The organism is Acinetobacter sp. ANC 4862 (genome assembly GCF_004336635.1).
Classification (GTDB): domain Bacteria; phylum Pseudomonadota; class Gammaproteobacteria; order Pseudomonadales; family Moraxellaceae; genus Acinetobacter.
The window spans coordinates 43,070-61,479 of sequence record NZ_SJXH01000007.1; the positions used below are offsets into that span (position 1 = coordinate 43,070).

18 protein-coding genes are annotated in these 18,410 nt (G+C 41.7%); 8 read left to right on the top strand and 10 right to left on the bottom strand.

Annotation, left to right across the window (positions count from 1 at the left end; genetic code table 11):
* Positions 1–51 precede the first annotated feature (51 nt).
* Complete coding sequence (locus tag E0409_RS04820) at positions 52–963, top strand: alpha/beta hydrolase (RefSeq protein WP_131288367.1); 912 nt, start codon at positions 52–54, stop codon at positions 961–963.
* Between the two features lie 79 nt (positions 964–1,042).
* Here the strand turns inward: E0409_RS04820 and E0409_RS04825 are convergent, their stop codons facing one another.
* Positions 1,043–1,609, bottom strand: a complete 567-nt coding sequence (locus E0409_RS04825) for an FMN-dependent NADH-azoreductase (RefSeq protein WP_131288370.1) — start codon at positions 1,607–1,609, stop codon at positions 1,043–1,045.
* Positions 1,610–1,869: 260 nt separating this feature from the next.
* Between E0409_RS04825 and E0409_RS04830 the strand changes: the two genes are divergently transcribed.
* Positions 1,870–3,069, top strand: a complete 1,200-nt coding sequence (locus tag E0409_RS04830) for a GGDEF domain-containing protein (RefSeq protein ID WP_131288373.1) — start codon at positions 1,870–1,872, stop codon at positions 3,067–3,069.
* Here E0409_RS04830 and E0409_RS04835 read toward each other — a convergent pair.
* The 5 genes from E0409_RS04835 to E0409_RS04855 form a co-directional block, all read right to left on the bottom strand.
* A complete protein-coding gene (locus E0409_RS04835; protein ID WP_131288375.1) occupies positions 3,066–3,746 on the bottom strand; it encodes a glutathione S-transferase family protein in 681 nt (226 codons plus the stop codon). The two genes, E0409_RS04830 and E0409_RS04835, sit on opposite strands and share 4 nt — an antisense overlap.
* A 4-nt stretch (positions 3,747–3,750) precedes the next feature.
* Positions 3,751–5,592: a protein-disulfide reductase DsbD gene (gene dsbD / locus E0409_RS04840; protein ID WP_502699791.1), complete on the bottom strand. Its 1,842-nt coding sequence runs from the start codon at positions 5,590–5,592 to the stop codon at positions 3,751–3,753.
* Between the two features lie 17 nt (positions 5,593–5,609).
* A complete protein-coding gene (locus tag E0409_RS04845; protein WP_131288383.1) occupies positions 5,610–6,380 on the bottom strand; it encodes a transporter in 771 nt (256 codons plus the stop codon).
* Between the two features lie 14 nt (positions 6,381–6,394).
* Positions 6,395–6,937, bottom strand: a complete 543-nt coding sequence (locus tag E0409_RS04850) for an ankyrin repeat domain-containing protein (protein ID WP_131288386.1) — start codon at positions 6,935–6,937, stop codon at positions 6,395–6,397.
* Positions 6,938–7,106: 169 nt separating this feature from the next.
* Complete coding sequence (locus E0409_RS04855; RefSeq protein WP_131288389.1) at positions 7,107–7,484, bottom strand: HPF/RaiA family ribosome-associated protein; 378 nt, start codon at positions 7,482–7,484, stop codon at positions 7,107–7,109.
* 491 nt (positions 7,485–7,975) lie between these two features.
* On the opposite strand from E0409_RS04855, the gene E0409_RS04860 reads away from it, so the two are divergent.
* A complete protein-coding gene (locus tag E0409_RS04860) occupies positions 7,976–8,710 on the top strand; it encodes an outer membrane protein OmpK (RefSeq protein WP_131288392.1) in 735 nt (244 codons plus the stop codon).
* A gap of 108 nt (positions 8,711–8,818) precedes the next feature.
* Positions 8,819–9,322: a GNAT family N-acetyltransferase gene (locus tag E0409_RS04865; protein ID WP_131288395.1), complete on the top strand. Its 504-nt coding sequence runs from the start codon at positions 8,819–8,821 to the stop codon at positions 9,320–9,322.
* 141 nt (positions 9,323–9,463) lie between these two features.
* Here E0409_RS04865 and parE read toward each other — a convergent pair whose 3' ends face one another.
* A complete protein-coding gene (parE, locus tag E0409_RS04870; protein WP_131288398.1) occupies positions 9,464–11,344 on the bottom strand; it encodes a DNA topoisomerase IV subunit B in 1,881 nt (626 codons plus the stop codon).
* A gap of 14 nt (positions 11,345–11,358) precedes the next feature.
* Positions 11,359–11,940 carry a YqiA/YcfP family alpha/beta fold hydrolase gene (locus E0409_RS04875; protein ID WP_131288401.1) on the bottom strand — a complete coding sequence of 194 codons (582 nt, stop codon included), beginning with the start codon at positions 11,938–11,940 and terminating at the stop codon, positions 11,359–11,361.
* Between the two features lie 253 nt (positions 11,941–12,193).
* Between E0409_RS04875 and E0409_RS04880 the strand changes: the two genes are divergently transcribed.
* Positions 12,194–13,525 carry a PGAP1-like alpha/beta domain-containing protein gene (locus tag E0409_RS04880; RefSeq protein WP_131288404.1) on the top strand — a complete coding sequence of 444 codons (1,332 nt, stop codon included), beginning with the start codon at positions 12,194–12,196 and terminating at the stop codon, positions 13,523–13,525.
* Positions 13,526–13,573: 48 nt separating this feature from the next.
* Here the strand turns inward: E0409_RS04880 and E0409_RS04885 are convergent, their stop codons facing one another.
* Both E0409_RS04885 and gshA read right to left on the bottom strand, forming a co-directional pair.
* Positions 13,574–14,098, bottom strand: coding sequence for a disulfide bond formation protein B (locus tag E0409_RS04885; RefSeq protein ID WP_131288408.1), 525 nt, complete (start codon positions 14,096–14,098; stop codon positions 13,574–13,576).
* A 17-nt stretch (positions 14,099–14,115) separates the two neighbouring features.
* On the bottom strand, positions 14,116–15,693 hold the full coding sequence (gene gshA, locus E0409_RS04890) for a glutamate--cysteine ligase (RefSeq protein ID WP_131288412.1): 1,578 nt from the start codon (positions 15,691–15,693) through the stop codon (positions 14,116–14,118).
* Between the two features lie 212 nt (positions 15,694–15,905).
* Here gshA and E0409_RS04895 point away from each other — a divergent pair, with 212 nt between their 5' ends.
* The 3 genes from E0409_RS04895 to E0409_RS04905 are packed head-to-tail and all read left to right on the top strand — an operon-like array spanning position 15,906 to position 18,389.
* On the top strand, positions 15,906–16,445 hold the full coding sequence (locus tag E0409_RS04895) for a DUF924 family protein (protein WP_131288415.1): 540 nt from the start codon (positions 15,906–15,908) through the stop codon (positions 16,443–16,445).
* A gap of 51 nt (positions 16,446–16,496) precedes the next feature.
* Complete coding sequence (locus tag E0409_RS04900; protein ID WP_131288418.1) at positions 16,497–17,051, top strand: CC0125/CC1285 family lipoprotein; 555 nt, start codon at positions 16,497–16,499, stop codon at positions 17,049–17,051.
* Positions 17,052–17,081: 30 nt separating this feature from the next.
* Positions 17,082–18,389, top strand: a complete 1,308-nt coding sequence (locus tag E0409_RS04905; protein ID WP_131288420.1) for a DUF445 domain-containing protein — start codon at positions 17,082–17,084, stop codon at positions 18,387–18,389.
* The last annotated feature ends 21 nt before the right edge of the window (positions 18,390–18,410 follow it).

Here is an 18,410-nt window from a genome sequence, read left to right on the forward strand (position 1 = left end):
ATTGGTAAATATCCAGTCATCCTCTAAAAGATATAACAAGATGGAAAAAGCATGAAGATAAGTCCTTTATGGAAACAATTAATTACAGAAAGCATCTTAAAAACTACCATCCGTAAACCCAGCCAATTTAACTTGCCTCCCAACTCGATACGCTTTGCATTGGAGCAGATGTGTCGTGCCTTTCCAAGCAGCAAAGAAGTTCAAATCAGGCCGCTACGCTTGGCAGGTTTACGCGCTGAAGAAATCAAACCTCAAAGTGAATCTTCGCAACTCATTTTGCACATTCATGGCGGTGCATTCTTTTTGGGCTCACTCAAAACCCATCGTGCCTTTTTAACCCATGTCGCTGCACGTACACAAATGCAGGTGCTTCATGTCGACTATCCCTTAGCTCCCGAATCTGTTTATCCTGAAGCCAGCGATGCGATTTTTGATATCTATACCACTTTGTTAGGTCAAGGTATTCAAGCCAAAGACATTATTTTATCGGGCGACTCTTGTGGTGCCAATTTGGCTTTGACCTTGGCCCTTAAAATCCGTGACGAAGGCCTTCCGCAAGTTAGTGGCCTGATACTGCTATCACCCTTTCTTGACTTGACCCTGACCAGTGAATCTCTGCGCTATAACAGTAAACACGATGCCTTACTCTCCATTGAAACTTTAGAAGCAGGCATTGACTATTACATACCCAAATTTATGAATACCGCAGACCCTGCCATTTCACCGTTATTTGCAGACTTAAGCGGATTACCCCCAATCTTGGTTCAAGTCGGTTCTAAAGAAATTTTATTGGACGATGCGCAGCGCTTTAAAGAAAAAGCGCAACAAGCAGGTGTAGATCTGACCTATAAACTTTATACCGGTATGTGGCATAACTTTCAGATGTTTCATCCTTGGTTTGATGAAGGGAAACAGGCCTTGGCCGATCTGGCCGAATTTGCGCATCAACTCGATCGGGATTAGATCTGGGTGTTAAAAAGTGATGGGCATAAAAAAGGTCAGCCGAAGCTGACCCAAAAGGAATACTTTATATTTTCAATAATTACAGCGCTTGTACCTGAGTTAAAGCACTAGAAATTGCTTTGTCTTTCAACTCTGGTCCCATATTCACGCCTTCAGCACGAATAATTTCGACATCATTCACACCAGTGAAGTTAAATACAGTTTTCAAAAAGCCTTCCTGGAAATCGACTGGGCTATTTTCACCATAAACCCCACCACGGCTACTTGCGATATAAACTTTTTTCTCGCCCGCCAGACCGACAGGACCGTTTTCAGTATATTTAAATGTTTTACCAGCGACGCTAATACGGTCAATCCACGCTTTCAACGTTGAAGTCAAACCGAAGTTGTACATCGCCGCACCAACCACCACGATATCCGCATCAAGATATTGCTGAATAATTTTTTCACCTAACTCAGTTTGTTCAGCATCTTGCCCCATTAAAATGGCACCTGTTAAATGAGGAATAGGCTGTGCAGCTAAATCTAGATAATCCACGGCTAAATCTGCGTGTTTAGTCTGTAATTGATCAACAATTGCTTTGCTTAATTGGCGTGAAACTGAAGCATCACCTAAAATACTTGAATCGATATGTAAAACTTTCATGCTCAAAACCTTAATGTTTATTTATTCAATGAACGCAGTTTAATCGATCAACAAAAATAGAATAATATCCTTATGCACAACACACTGTTTTATATTTAGAACAATAAACATTCGGATAAAATGCATTTTTATACCTAAAAGTACAAAATATAGGCATTACTATTCACAAAAAAACGTGCTATGTTGTGAATTATTAAAAATAAATCAGATCAACTCATCATTAATACATAATTTGAAGATCTAAAGGTCATATCTATCGAATGAAGCCAACCTTTTCACCCAATCTCACCTCCTCATTCAAAGAAAAAATTGCGAAATATCTGATAGAAGATGAAGTCGTAATGAACTGGAGTGTCTTGAATAAATGCATCCTGATGCTTATTTTAGGAAGTCTGGTGCATGTAATCTGGATTGTCTGGAAAGTTTTTGTCCTTCTTTCACCCGAGGTATGGGACTGGGTAAATTTACCTTTGCTCAAGCTTCAACTTGGATTCAACATCCTTTCTCTAATGGTCTTTATTGGGCTGATTTACCCGTGTTCCGTCTGGCGAAAAAAACCTGCGGTACAGCAGTGGTTGCCTTATTTATGTGTGGCCATTTTTGTTATTTCATTATGTCGGGATGGCTATGTCGTCGGGGTTCTCAGTCCCGCCACCATGATCTCTTACATCAGTTTGGTGACTGTAGGCCTAGTGCTGTTTAACCGTAAAATTGTTTATTATGCATTGATTCCGGCCACACTATATTTGATCTTATGTGGCTATTTAAGCTTGCAAGGTCACATTCCCTACGCACCGATCTTTTACTTAAACAGCCTGCCCTACCAAAATATGTTTTGGGTTATCACGATGATGTATTTCATTGCACCCATTTTGATTACCTGTTTAATTTTATTTGAAATTTTACTCAGCCAATGGCGGCATAGAGAAAAATTAATCCAACATTTAAGTCAGATTGACCCGCTGACCAATGCGCTTAACCGTCGCAGTATTAGCTATTGCCTGGAAAAATTAGAGCGTAAACCGACCACATCTTATGCATTGGTATTAATTGATTTAGATCATTTTAAACGGATTAATGACCAATATGGTCATGATAAAGGCGATGAAACCCTGATTAAAGTCAGTGAAGTGCTTTCCCAAATCATTCGTGACAGCGATGTCGTAGGGCGCTTTGGCGGAGAGGAATTTATTCTTATTCTAAATAACTCTTCTTTAGAACAAGCACAAATTATTGCTGAGCGTTGTCGCCAAGCCATTCAACAACTGAATTTAATCAGTGGCTTGGGTGAGATGATTCAGGTCACAGCCAGTTTTGGGATTGCATTATCGAATACCCAACTTAGACCGCAGCAATTGTTAAGCCAAGCAGATAAAGCATTGTATGAAGCAAAAGCTTGTGGCCGTAATCAAGTCAAATGCTATCAAGAAGAATTCTTGAGTGAAGCCAAGCTGTGTTAAAGCGGTTTCTGTTGATACGACTCTAAATAATTCACCCAGACATCTTCTTGCAATGCACCATCGATCCAGGCTTGCATTGCAGGATGTTGCAGCATGATTTGCATATACTTTCGTGTATATTCACTTACAGGCAAAGCATAGGTCATTAAGCGCGTCACCACCGGTGCATAAAATCCATCGGCAATCGAAAATTCACCACATAAAAAACCGTTTCCGTTTGGACGTTCTGACCAAATCTGCTCGATACGTGCCACCTCCTGACGAAGCTCTGCATTGTCCTGCCACAAGCGTTTGCCTACCTCAGCTAAATGGGCGCGAATATTCATGCCACAGGCATTGCGTAAACTGGCAAATCCACTGTGCATTTCCGCCGTAATACAACGCGCCCGTGCCCGCTGTTTCACATCTTGCGGCCATAAAGCCTGATCTGGATGTTGTTCTGCCAAATATTCACAAATGGCCAAGGAATCCCAGAGCATCAACCCATCATCCAGCAACACCGGAACTTTACCATTTGGATTAATCGCCAGAACATCCTGTTTAAATGGACCTGTATTTCGTTCTGAAGGAAAGGGAATGATGATTTCTTCAAATGGTACATTAAATGCTTTCAGCAGCAACCACGGGCGCATTGACCAACTGGAATAATTTTTATTGGCAATATACAGCTGATACATAAAATTATTGTCCTGTATGCTTTTGAAACAGATCGAGCTGTTTCAGTAATTCGGCTTCGCTAAATGCACCGGTTAAACGTAAACCACGAATTTCTTGTTGTTTTGAATTTAAGAATAAATACGTGGGTGGACCTAAAATATCCCATTGATTGAGCAATGCCTGATGCGTTGCATCATAGTCACTCAAATCCAGTTTAATCAGAAAATACGCTGCCAAGGCTTGCTGCACTTGTGCTGATTTTAAGACACGATGTTCAATCGGCTGGCATGCCACGCACCAATCGGCATAGACATCAATAATAATACTTTGCTCAGAGGGCGCACTGGTTAATAACTGCTGAAATTCGTCGGCTGTTTTAGCCACATGCCATGTTGCCTGAGTACTGCTTTCTTTAACAAAGAAGCGTTGACTGTGTTGATACTGCGTATAGGCCAGATACGGAACTACCATGAGCAATGCCAAAATATACAGCCACTTGAATGGGGCGGTTTGTCGCATGATTCGAGGGCTTAAATAAGCAATAAAAATGATGCCTAAGCCCAAACTTAACCATTGTAGCCAAGCTTCAGAAATTAACGGACGAATAAAATACAGTGCCAGGACCAACATGATAAAGGCAAAGAACACCTTAATCTGGTGCATCCATAGCCCCGCTTTAGGCAGAACCTTGGAACCTAACACACTGGCCAGAAGCAAGGGAGTACCCATGCCAAAACCCAGTATGAACAGTAATAATGCCCCTTGCCACTGACTTTGGGTCTGGGAAATAAATAACAACGCCCCTGCTAAAGGTGCGGTCATGCACGGTCCAACCAACAGGGCCGAAATCATGCCCATGATGCCTGCACCAATTAAGCTGCCGCCTTTTTGTATCGACTGGGCCTGATCTAGGCGATTGACCCAGCCTTGCGGTAATTTAATTTCAAACAGGCCAAATAAATTCAGGGCGAACAAGATAAAGAGCGCGCTAAAAGCAATCAGTGTGGAAGGCTGTTGTAACCAGCGCTGGAAGTTCAGTCCTGCTGATGATGCGATTAAACCTAAAATGGCATAGACCATGGCCATGCTACAGACAAAGACCAAAGCAATCATCCAGGCTTTTAGGCCCTTGCTATCCCGTACAATTAACGAGGTCAAAATCGGTAACATCGGCAAGGAACACGGCGTGAAAGCCAGTAAAATCCCTAAGCCGAAAAATAGCAATAAGCTGTAAAATAAAGAATTTTCAGACAGTTTTTCCGACCACATTTGGTCTTGAGCGGTATCTAACGCAACTGGAAGTTGAGCATTTTCTGAAGTCTTTTGTTCAGCTGAAAAAGGTGTCTTAGTGCTTGTTATACTATTCGATGATTGGGAAAGATCGAGCAACCGTTTGCTGGATTTGGCCTGATTTTGCAGCAGCACCAAGCCATCCACATCGGTCTGAAACTCGACTGTTTGTGGTGGATAACAAATACGATCTTGGGCACAGCCCTGCCACGTCACCCGATAAGTTTTTGATGCTTCGGTCGGAATATTGAATTGGACATTGTGAAAATAAACTTGGGTTTGCCCATAGTTTTCATCATACAAATCGGTGGCTTTAGGCAGTTTTAAAGCAAGTTTCTGAGCCCCTTGCTGGACTTCAAATTTGTGCTGATATAAATAATAACGATCCGGGATTTTCCAATTCAGTTGTGCTTCATGCTCACGATTGGATTCAACTGAAAAAGAAAAAGCATCTTCTGCAGAGAGCAATTGATCTTGTGCTTGTAAAGTCATTGAAAACAATAAAATGAAGCTACAGATAAATCCGCTCACAGCAGAATAAAACAAGAACCCACTATTTTGAAGATGCTTTTTCATATGCATTTATTTTTTAATTAAAAGAGGAATGAAACACCCAAACCTGACTGGTAGCTTTTATCTTGGCCATTCAAGTCAACACCCACACTGGCATCCATTTGCACACGGTCATTCAGTGCATAGATAACACCTGAACCTAGTGCATATTCATGATCTTCACTTTCTGCTTTACGATAAACCAATTCAGAAAAACCTGACCATTTATCTGCAATTTTATATTCAATGCTTGGGACGGCAGTCACTGCCCAATTACTGTTTTGGACTTCATAACGCATGGTGATTGAAGTGGTAATGAGATCAGTCGCTGCATACGCTACGGCAGAGCTCAGGCTGTAAATATCATCTTCATTACTGAAACCGTTATTACCTGTGGCAACAATGGCTTCTGCCAAAATGGCCATAGAAAGCTTGTCATCATCCAGATTAATGGCCTTTTTCACACCAATGCTGACATCGCCCAAACCATCTTCTTCAACCGACTGACCTGCTGTTTTCATTTTTGACCAGGATGGACCTTGCCAACCCAATTGCAACTCCAGGTCTTTGGCCAAACCGGTACGCAACAACATATCCGCATTTAAGGTGGTGTTTTTAACTTTTATGCCGTTTTCATCTTTACTTTCCGAGTAGCTTAGACTCGGTAAACCTTGTTCCCAGGCCAATTGACCGACTGGGGTAATACCGGTACCGAAACCTGTCCCTGGCTGGTCAAAGGAAAATTCAGCAGCCAGAGTATTCATACTGAAACCTGCCGCAACAATCAAAGCTACTATTTTCACTGCTGACATTTTTTTCTCGCTAATTATGTTAATTCTTTGCTCATTTTAGCACCGTGACTGCGGAGCAATTCCAAGGTTTGTTTTTCTTCCGCCAAAGCTTCTGACCAGTTAATTTCATCAAAATCACAATCAAAGAATAAATCGCTAATTGAAGATAAAATGGTGAGTCCTTCTTCATCTCTGCTATTCGGATCTACTTTTTCATCGAGTAAGCGTTTCACTGCAGGCACACAGGCAGCGCTGGCAGCATCCCATAATGGACCATACAGTTCTTCAGCATCCCATAAATGTACATTGGCTTTGGCGTGAATCAGCGCTTCTAAAATTTCAATATGTAGCGCCAAATTTTGCTGTTTTTCTTGTTCAGATAAGGGTGAACCTGCTTCATAAGCTTCACAAATCTGTTCCCACCATTTAAACAAACCGTCTGACCAGACAGAAATGACAGGACCTTTTTCCGGATCAATAAAATTAGGGTCGAGACCTTCTGCCAAAAGGCGTTGCACTTGAGCAAGATCGAGTTCTTCTATTGCCTGTACAAAGACTTGTTGTTGCGCTGTTAACATGGAGAAAGCTCTCTTCAATCAGTTTTAAACTATTATGCCCAATAAAAGCTGATTTGTTTTGGCTAAATGTATAACGGACATATTTATTATTTATTTTTCTTTTATAACATCTGCACATAAAAAAAGCTCCGAAGAGCTTTTTTTCCTATCTAATCAAGCACGTTTCTGCCTAATCTTCTAAATCCTGTGCACCCTCGGTATCTCTGGCTTCAGCAAATGCCGGCACTGCAGCACGAGGGTCATCTAGTTTCTCAAATAAATGTTCCAGACTGCGTTTTAAGCGGTCGATGGCTCCATGTATGGCAGTATCGATATTATGACCATGATGATTCACTACCACAGGTTTCAACCCTGCTGGACGCGCTTCAATCATGCAATGAATATCATCTGCGCCACCTTTGGCTGCATTTTCGTCGCTAAAATGAACTGAAAAATGAGTAATACGTTCGCTATAACGTTGGAATTCTGCATTCAGTTCTGCACGAACATAAGTAATTAAACGTTCACTATTTTGAATGTTTTTATCTGTACGGATTTCAATGTTCATATAATTTCATCCTCTTTTATTCACATCTTTTGTGCAAAACTTCTTATCTTGGCACGCTTAAACTTGCTGTAAAAACAGCGCGAAACATCTTCAAATTAGTTTGGAACGAATTCCTCCACATTGAACGATGAACACTTGTGAGTCTGCAGAATCGTGTCCTTATACTTCGAATATAAGGGTCTAAGCGAAGCATATGCAAGTAGTATTTTGATATTTTTTTAATATACATATAGCAGTTATGTGATTCGACTTTATTTGCCAAGTTATTTGATAAATCTAATATTATTTTTTGTTGATCAAAAGTAACGGCTAACATCATTTTAGCTTTTTTTATCAGCCTGTATTTTTTAAGTATCAAAAGCTGTAGTGTAATTTTAACCTCAAGAATATCTGGGCGAGTTACATTTTTTTTGAACCATTGATCAATTTTGGCTTTATTTTTACTTAAGAATCTGTATGCTTTGCTTGCTTCTCGGGGGAGATCTTTTTTAATGAAACTTACACATTTTTTTGCTACATGCACATTGGCTTCAACTGCTGCACTCACTCAAGCTGCGCCAATCTGGCAAGACTTCAGCGTGACTGGTCTTTATGGTGAAAACTATGAAGTGATAGATGATCAGCAAACCACTATGACTGTTGAATATGCAGCCAAAGTTAAATATGCAGATGTATTCTTCTTTGCTGACCGTATGCGCGGTGGTGATGACCATAAATCAACTTATTTTGAATTATCACCTCGTTTAAGCTTGGGTGAAGTCACTGGTCAAAAACTTGCGTTTGGCCCAGTAAAAGACGTGTTGGTTTCTACGACTTGGGAAGCAAACAACGATGATTTCAGTAACTTTGATAACTTCTTATACGGCGTAGGCTTCGATCTAGATATTCCATATTTCCAATATGCGAGTGTAAACTTCTATCGTGCCAATAATGAACTTCAAAAAGATGACTATCAAATGACACTCACTTATGGTGTGCCATTTAAATTAGGCTCTGAAGACTTCCTTGTTGATGGTTTCCTTGACTGGTCTACTGCTGAAAAAGATACAGTTGCTCATGCAAGCGAACTGAACTGGACCACTCAGTGGAAATGGAATGCAGGTAAACACATTTCTCCAGACACACGTTTATATCTCGGTATTGAACATTCAGTTTGGAACAACAAATTCGGTATTCAAAATGCCAATGAAAACAACGTAAGCGCATTGGTTAAATACCACTTCTAATACGTTTGGTTCATCTCAAAAAAGCAAGGCTTCGGTCTTGCTTTTTTATTGCCCTAAAATGGAATTATTTCTAAAATAAAACCTCTATTTATTCATTCGGCATATGCAATGGACTTTCAAATACGTCCCGCTCAAACACACGATCTAGAACAAATACTGGATATTTATAATGCTGAAGTTCTAAATGGAACTGCGACCTGGAATGACAGAGAAAAGTCTTTAGATGATTTTCATCATTGGTTTAACACTCTCATCACTCAACAGTTTCCTTTATTCATTGCTGAAGATGTGGAATCTAAAAAAATTGCAGGCTACGCTGATTACTCTTCATTTCGCCAAATTCATGGCTTTAAACACACCGTTGAACATTCTGTGTTTATCCATCCTGACTTTGCACGACGAGGCTTAGGCAAAACTTTAATGCTGAAATTGATTGAGCATGCAAAACAGAAGCATATTCACGTTATGGTCGCTGCAATTGATCATGAAAATAAAGCATCCATTGTATTGCATGAAAAATTAGGCTTTAAGCAAAGCGGTTATATGCCAGAAGTAGGACAAAAATTTGGACAATGGCGTGATTTGGTGCTGATGCAGCTGATATTGGATTAAGGGTTAAGATAAATTTTTAGAAATTTAAGGATTTATAAAGTTTTAATATCTAAAGTTCATTTAACTCATATTTGATTGAATAACTTAAATAAGAAAGCCCGCGTTCAGCGGGCTTTCAATTAGCAAATAGTGAGTGAAAAATTACACCACCAAATCAGCCAGATTACCTTTTTGTTCGAGCCACTCTTTACGATCACTGGCACGTTTCTTGGCAAGCAGCTTATCCAGTAAACCTGCAGTAAAGTGTGTGTCATCTAAATCGAGCTGCACCAGACGGCGCGTATCCGGATCTAAAGTCGTTTCACGAAGTTGACTGGCATTCATTTCACCCAATCCTTTGAATCGGGTAATTTGTGGAGACTTGGTTTTGGCTTTCTTTAAAGTCGCCTCTAATTCAGCTTCATCCAGTGCGTAATGGACGTCTTTACCATCATCAATTCGGAACAAGGGTGGCATGGCCACATACAAATGCCCTTCTTCCACCAAAGTTGGGAAATGTTTTACAAACAATGCACACAATAAGGTCGCGATATGTAAACCATCTGAATCGGCATCGGCCAGAATACAAATTTTGCCATAACGCAATTCTGAAAGATCGTCGCTACCTGGATCTACACCAATGGCAATCGCAATATTATGTACTTCCTGAGAAGCCAAAACCTCATCCGAAGCTACTTCCCAAGTATTTAAAATTTTCCCGCGAATCGGCATGATGGCCTGAAAATTTTTATCACGCGCCTGTTTCGCAGAACCACCCGCAGAATCCCCTTCCACAATAAACAGTTCAGATTCATCCAGCGTATGACCGACACAATCCGATAATTTACCCGGCAAAGTTGGCCCGGCAACAATCTTTTTACGTTCAACTTTTTTGGCTGCTTTTAAACGACGACCCGCCTTCGAGATCGCCATTTCCGCCAATTGCATCCCGATATCAGAGTTCTGATTCAGCCACAATGCAAAGGCATCTTTGGCAATATTCAGCACAATGGCAGAGGCTTCACGACTTGAAAGCCGTTCCTTGGTTTGACCTGAAAATTGCGGTTCCTGAAATTTTAAAGACAGAATGTAGTTCACTCCATCCCAAACATCTTCCGCGGAAAGCTTTAAATTACGCGGCAATAAATTACGCAGTTCACAAAACTCGCGCATCGCATCCGTAACACCTGAACGAAGACCGTTCACATGCGTACCGCCTTGCGCAGTTGGAATCAGGTTGACATAACTTTCCTGAACCTGTTCGCCGCCTTCAGCATTCCAGCAAATTGCAAATTCAGCACTGGCGCGTTCTGCTTCCCCTGTCGCCACAAAAGCAGGACATGGAATAATGTCACGGTCTTGCAATTCATCCATCAAATAGTCGACTAGACCATTTTCAAATTGCCATTCAATTTTTTCGTTATTGATTTGATCGACATACACAATTTGTAAGCCTGCCGCTAAAACGGCTTTGGCTTTTAAATTATGCTTTAACGCTTTTAAAGCAAATTTGGGTGAATCGAAATATTTTACATCAGGCCAGAAATGAACCGTGGTGCCTGAGGCACGCTTGGGTGCTTTACCTTCTAATACTTCAAGTTGTGAAACCGGTTCACCATGCTCAAAGGCCATTTTATAGACATTGCCTTGACGCTGAACTTCAACTTCCACCCGGTTGGACAACGCATTGACAACAGAAATACCCACCCCATGTAAACCACCTGAAAACTGGTAGTTATCGGTACTGAATTTACCGCCAGCATGCAATTTGGTCAGAATGATTTCAATCCCGCTTTGACCATATTCAGGGTGAATATCGACTGGCATGCCACGGCCATTGTCTTCTACTGACAAAGAGCCATCTTTATAGACCGTCACGGTGATTTTATTGGCATGTCCTGCAAGTGCCTCATCCACTGCATTATCAATTACTTCTTGTGCCAAATGGTTTGGACGAGTGGTATCGGTATACATCCCCGGACGACGACGGACCGGATCTAAACCAGATAAAACTTCAAGTGATTGAGCCGTATATTGAGACACGTTGTACTGTTTCCTTATTTTATACAATCCGATAAAAACTGTAATGCCATCGGTATTTTGTCTGCGAAATTATCCATAGCATGCTTGCCATCCACTTCAGTGATGATCATGGACTGATGTGAAGTATGGCTATAATAACGCTGTGCTTCACGATAATCCAAAACTTCGTCACCTTGTTGCAGTAACACTAAAATTTTGTCTGCATCGTGTACAAATGGCAGCGCCATCTGCTGCAGTTGATCAAGTTGTGTATGATCCAAGGTCCATTCGGCATTCACCACATAGGGAATGTGCTCGCTGCCAAATAAATCATGAAACAATTGCCATGGTCGCATAGCAGGATTAATTAAGACAGCCGGAACACCATGTTTTGCGACCAGTTGTGTCGCATAAAAGCCCCCCAGACTGCTGCCAATCAGAACCACTTGATCTAAACTTGCAATCATATCCGAAACATAAGCCAAAACCTGTTTGGGTGGCATATTTAAATCAGGCAGATAAACCTGAAAATCGGTCTGCTGACAAAATGCTTTAATCTGTTGCCCTTTTATCGATAAGGTACTGCTTTGAAATCCATGTAAATAAATAATGTTCATCGCTTTTTATTTCATATTAATTTAAATGAATCTGATTTATTCTAAAATAAAACGAGAACGCCATTACCGCTTCGTTTTAATTTGCATTTTACAGGAATTGTCAGACAAAAAAATTACAACTAAAACTGAATCATCGTTATTGTAAAAGCTGTTCGAGATGAACCCTATAAGATTAAAAGCTAAGAATTTATACCGTGATCTCAAGAAAAAATAAAGTGCCTGGGGGACCTGGTCAGAAAAAGGATAGGATAAAATGCCAAGTTTAACGCCATTGCATGAAACCTATTGTAGATGGGATCGTACTCCACCTAGCCAAGCCGATGTATTGGAAGGTCTGGCTCAATTGGTCACGACCCGTTTAGGGGATGCGTTACAAGACCTCATCCAGGTCATTCAACGCGAAATCATGATCAGCTTGTTTGGCATGAGTGAACAACGCTCGATAAAATTACAGCGAATTCCGTATATTGAAAAAATGTACCAGTTCTCCTACGATACTTTGCTTAATTCCGGTCTCTATGTACTGGCACCCAGTCTACGCCAAATTATTGAAAAATATCCAAAATTGCATGATAAACCACTCACACCCCTACTGCACTTTTTAGTCGGTGTTCTAAACGGTTTACTCGGGGATTATTTATTAAAATATCAAAACCCGCTTGCCTTACCTATGGTGTTATACGATCACTATGGTGAACTGCAAAAAGGTGATCTATCCGGTCGGGTAGTGATCTTTGTCCATGGTTTATGCATGTCCCATTTAAAATGGTCCAAACATCGATATGGCGGCATTGGTGAGAAGCTTTTGGCACAACGTGACCATAACACCATGCTCTACCTCAACTACAACACCGGACGTCGTATCTCTGCCAATGGCCGTAGTCTTTCCCATACTTTAGAAGATTTGGTTCGTCGCAACCCGTTAATTACCAGCATTGATTTAATTGGACATAGTATGGGGGGCTTGGTGTTACGCAGCGCCTTATTTTATGGCAAACAGAACATGTACCCATGGGTACATCTGACAGAAAATCTGGTCTGTTTAGGTTCACCGCATCATGGTGCCGTTTTGGAACGTTTTGGTTTTATCCTGCAGGATAAACTGGGACATTTCCCCTTTGTGAAAATCATTCGACATATCGTCAATATTCGCAGTAACGGCATTCTGGATTTACGTTATGGCAGTGTACGTGATGATGACTGGGAACATAATCATGCCCGGATTGGCGGTATGGATGACAATCGTAAACCCGCACCCTTGCCCTCCCACCTCAACGCCTTTTTTATTGCCGGCTCAATTGCGTATGAAAACAGAAAAAATCGCCCTTTAAATGTACTGGGTGATTATCTGGTCAGTATTAAAAGTGCTTTAGGCGAACATCCCAATCCACGCTTTCAATTGAAAGTGCCTGAATCCCATAAAGCGATTTTTTATGGCTTAAATCATTTTGAACTTCACTATCACCCCAGTGTGGCTGAACAAATTGCGAAATGGCTTTATCCACCACAAGATGAGCAAGTGAAAGAACAGGTGCATGAATACAGGCTGCAATTGGAAGATTTGTCTGGTATTGCACTGACTTAAATTGATAATAAAAAAGCCAACTTAAAGTTGGCTTTTTTATGAAAATTTTTATTTCTTTTTCGCAGATTTATACGTCACAAAGGGATAACTGCGCAATAATTGCCATAAACTGATTAAAGCCAATACCGCAAAGAAAGCCAATGACCACACTGGAAGGGATTGCCCCAAGAAAGTCCAGTCCACTTTGGCACATTCGCCCGAACCTGTCAGCACTTGTTCAAATACTGACTTTAATGGCAAGGTTTCTACCCAGTAATCTAGGCCTGGACCACAACTTGGAACCTGATCGGGTGGCAAATTTTGCAGCCAAACATGACGTGCTGCCACGCCTGCTGACCAAAGAATACTGATTGAACCCAACAAGGTATAAATACGTTTAACCGCATTTGAACTCGGGTTATGCAAAAAAGCGACCAGAGAAACAATCCCCAACCCAATCAGGCCGATGCGTTGAAACACACACAGCGGACAAGGTTCAAGCCCTTGTACATGTTCCAGATATAACGCAAATGCCATTCCAATGACGCTGGCTAAAAACAAAAAACCACTCACGAAGCGATAACTCCATTGCATGGTGAATCCTCTTAATTTTATCGATAATCGGCAAGATATTGCTCAAAACTGAGACTGGTATCTTGCTCGAGTTGCTGTTGCTGTTGCAATGACTGCCCCGCTAAATCCTCAAAATAAGACAATGTATCCGGGCTTAATTTATGCTGCTCATAGGTCGTTGCATGTTGTTGTGCCATGAAACTACCAAAGCTCCATGTGCCGCCATTTTCTAAAGTATCGGCAATCACTTGGGCAGACAGGGTTTCATCTACTTCATCAATACGTTTCAACATGACAGTCAATGCGGCTGAATACATGTCTGTACTATAAGTCACATCCAGTAAATCAGCCAAAGGTTGCATTTCTGTGACCTGAACACGTGACCAGTCTTCAATGGCATGTTCACCTGTTGCATCAATAATCAATGCATTTGGTGCACGACCACGATTGACCACTTCCGCCTGATTGCGCTCAATCTGTTCTTGTTCTTGATCCAGTAATTCTGGACTCTCTTGTAATAAACAATGCAGTGCCAAAACTTCCAGGAAGGCCGCTGTGTTTTCATCGATCCCGATCGGGCTATATGGATTGACATCCACTGCACGCAGCTCGACATACCCCACACCACGATTTTCCAGCGCCTGAGATGGCGTTTCTCCGGCTTGAGGCACCTGTTTCGGACGGACTAAGCTGTAATATTCATTTTCAATTTGCAGCACATGGTCATTGATTTGAATTGGCTCACCCTGTTCATCGGTTAAACCTAAACGGCTAAAAGGTGCATAAGGCGTTTTTACTGCTTTCTGCAAGCCTTCTAGATAACCGGACAGGTTATTATAGTGAATGCCCAATTGTTTCTGTGCAGAATTCTGATAACCAAAATTACCCATACGCAGTGCTGTTGCATAAGGTAGGAACAAGGTTCCTTTTAATAATGGCAATAAATGATGCTCACGCCCAGTCATAAAACATTGACACACAGAAGGACTGGCACCTACCAGGAACATCACCAATGGGGTTAAACGAATAAAGTTACGAATTAAACCAAAGTAACGATGACTGCGATAATCCTGTAAATTTAAACTTTTTAAAGTTTCATCAGTTTCATGTTGTTGCAGCGCTTCAAAGACTTGCTCAGGGAAAGATAAATTATAATGTACCCCTGAAATGGTCTGCATGCGACGACCATAACGCACGCCTAAACCACGACGATATAAAGTCTTAAAGCGACCCACATTGGAGGTGCCATATTGGGCTAAACGAATACTGTTTTCGTCATCATCGAGCATGCATGGCATCGATAATGGCCACAGCTTTTCACCATTTTCCAAATGACGATGGGCAATGGCATGAATATCTTCTAAATAATCTAATGCTTTTTCAATGCTGTCTTGCGGAGGAGTAATAAACTCCATCAAGGCTTCAGAATAGTCCGTAGTGATGTGCGGATGTGTTAAAGCCGACCCGAGTGCTTTTGGATGCGATGCTTGCGACAAAAAACCATTGCTTTGCATACGCAGGCTTTCGCGCTCAATACCGCGCAACATGCCTTTAAACAGCGAAGAATCCACCCAAGCTGGTAATACCACTTGAGAGGTCGATTCGGGTTGACTCATTACAATCTCGCTTATCGGAAGATAACTAATAAAATAAAATCATCAGTTTATATCAGTATAACGTGATTTGGGACTGTCACATTACACCCTGTATAGTTTTCAAGCAAAATATCGATTTTATTTCTGGCAAATTTTTATCACAAAGTTACTCTATAAGACACCTACATTTTGTGATTGTATTGAATAATAAGTGCTAAGGAATTGTAAATATTATGAATTATCGGGATATTTTGGACTTTTGGTTTAACCCGGAAACACAACCCTTATGGTTTGCAAAAAGTGATGATTTTGATGCATTAATTAATCAAAAGTTTCGTGATATTCACCAGCAAGCTGCACAAGCCGAGCTTTGGTCCTGGCGCAAAACTGCGGAAGGCCGCCTGGCTGAAATTATTGTACTGGACCAGTTTTCGCGTAATTTATTCCGGGATCAAGCACAAGCCTTTGCTCAAGATGCTTTAGCCCTGACGCTTGCCCAAGAAGCCATTAGCCTGGATTTAGATAAACAATTAAGTCCGGAACAACGTGCGTTTTTATACATGCCCTTTATGCATAGTGAATCGAAACTGATCCACGAATTCGCGCTAAAATTATTTCAACGACTGGGTAATCCCATGAATCTGGATTACGAAAAAATGCATAAAGCGATTATTGACCGTTTCGGACGCTATCCGCACCGTAATCAAATTTTAGCGCGTCCCTCGACTGCAGAAGAGCTCGAATTTTTAACCCAACCCAACAGCAGTTTCTAAACATTTATTGTGCCTCCTCCCTCGCACAGTAAATTGGTATGGAGGTTTAACATGAAGAACAGCATTATGGGTCTGAGCATGGTCATGGCAATTGCCCTATCTGGCTGTGCAACCACACCTTCAAAACCGCTGACTTTTGACCAATTGGGTCAATTCAGCAATACGCCTTTAAATGCGCAATCCTATCGCATCAGCTTCCAGGCCCATCCCAATATGAGTTTTGGTACAGCGGAAGAAATCACCCTGGTTAAAGCCGCTCAAACCACGATACAAAATGGTTTCCGTTATTTTAAAGTGCTGAATGATCCGAGTAATCGTAACCAGCCACCACGCCAAGCCGTAGTCTACTCAACCCCAATGTACTATCCATACGGATATTATCGTCGTTACCCGGGTTTCTGGCCTGACCCATTTTATGATATGCCACGCGTGGTCACTATTGACCCGGTACAAGTTTCCTATACCATTGAATGTTATAAAGATCAGAAAAAAGCACCCAGTGATGCCTTCGATGCCTATTTGATTTTACAATCTTTAGGATCCAAATATGGACTCAGTCCCACTGGACAAGTCTTGGCACCGCCAGTGCCAGCCAAAACAAAATAACCATGTGCCACACATAAACAGGAATACTGCATGACCACAGCGGAAGCGACCATAACGCCTAGTTTGCAACGCAGTAAACGCTTTGCCACCATTGCCTTAGTCATGGCTGTTGTAACATGGTTAATGCTGATGCTGGTGGCTAAGCTGATGCCTGAATATGTATGGCTAATTCACATTCTCATGCTCGGTGCTGAAGCGGGTGTCGTGGGTGGCTTAGCGGATTGGTATGCCATTACCGTGCTATTCCGTAACCCATTTGGGAAAATGCCGATTCCTAAATTCATGCTCGATCACACCGAAATTATTCCGCGCAATAAAGCGCGAATAGCCGAGTCGATGGGTCGTTTTGTACAGGAAAACTTTTTATCGCCCCAAGTGGTCAAAAAAAGTCTACAAAGTACCGACCTCAGCCTTGCTGTTGGGCAATGGCTGGCCAAACCTGAAAATAACGCTCAAGTGACCCAAGTCATTCAGCAAACCGTGCCGAAAATTTTTGAATTTGTGGGACAGGAGCAAATTGGACGTTTCATTCAAAACAATAGCGTGCAATGGGTGCGCAATACCCAAATCAATACCTTGGCCAGTGAAATGCTGCGCGCGATTCTGGAAAATGACTTTCACCAGGATGTATTACAACGCGGACTAGATTTAGCGCATGAATGGGTGATGTCCCATCCCGAAGAAACCCGTCAACTCACCCGCACATTGTTCAAAGAATTAGGCGTGTGGAAACTGGCGAAGGGCGCAAGCTGGATTGGCATTGATGTACAGCAACGCACCATTGATTCACTGGTGGAACGGGTTGAATCAATGCTTGCCGACCCGCAGCATCCTTGGCGTCAAAAAATTGAAGACATGGGACATCAGTTGATGCTGGAACTGGCAGATGACGAAAGTAGTGCCAGTCATCGCTTAAATAGCACCAAGGATGCCTTGCTGGATAGTCCGCAAGTACTGAATTTTATTAGCGGTGCCGTGGTGATTCTCTGTGATGCGATTGAAGCCGATTTACGCAAACCAGATTCAGGCATTGCACAAAACCTGAGAGTTGCCATTCAGCAAGTGGGTGAAAATATCATTTCTAATCCAGCGGTACGTCAGTTACTGAATGACCGTATGAGTGGGATTGCGGTCAATTTGAGTGACCAGTACAGTGAAAAAGTCATTCGTTTTATTAGCGAACGGATTCACGAATGGGATTCACGAGAAATGATCGACAAAATTGAAAATGAAGTCGGTGGCGACTTGCACATGATCCGGGTCAATGGCGTGGTCGTAGGTGCATTTATTGGTTTGGTGCTTGGGATTATTCGCGCTTTGGTGGATTTGGTGCTTTAGTTTAAATATCATTTTAAAACT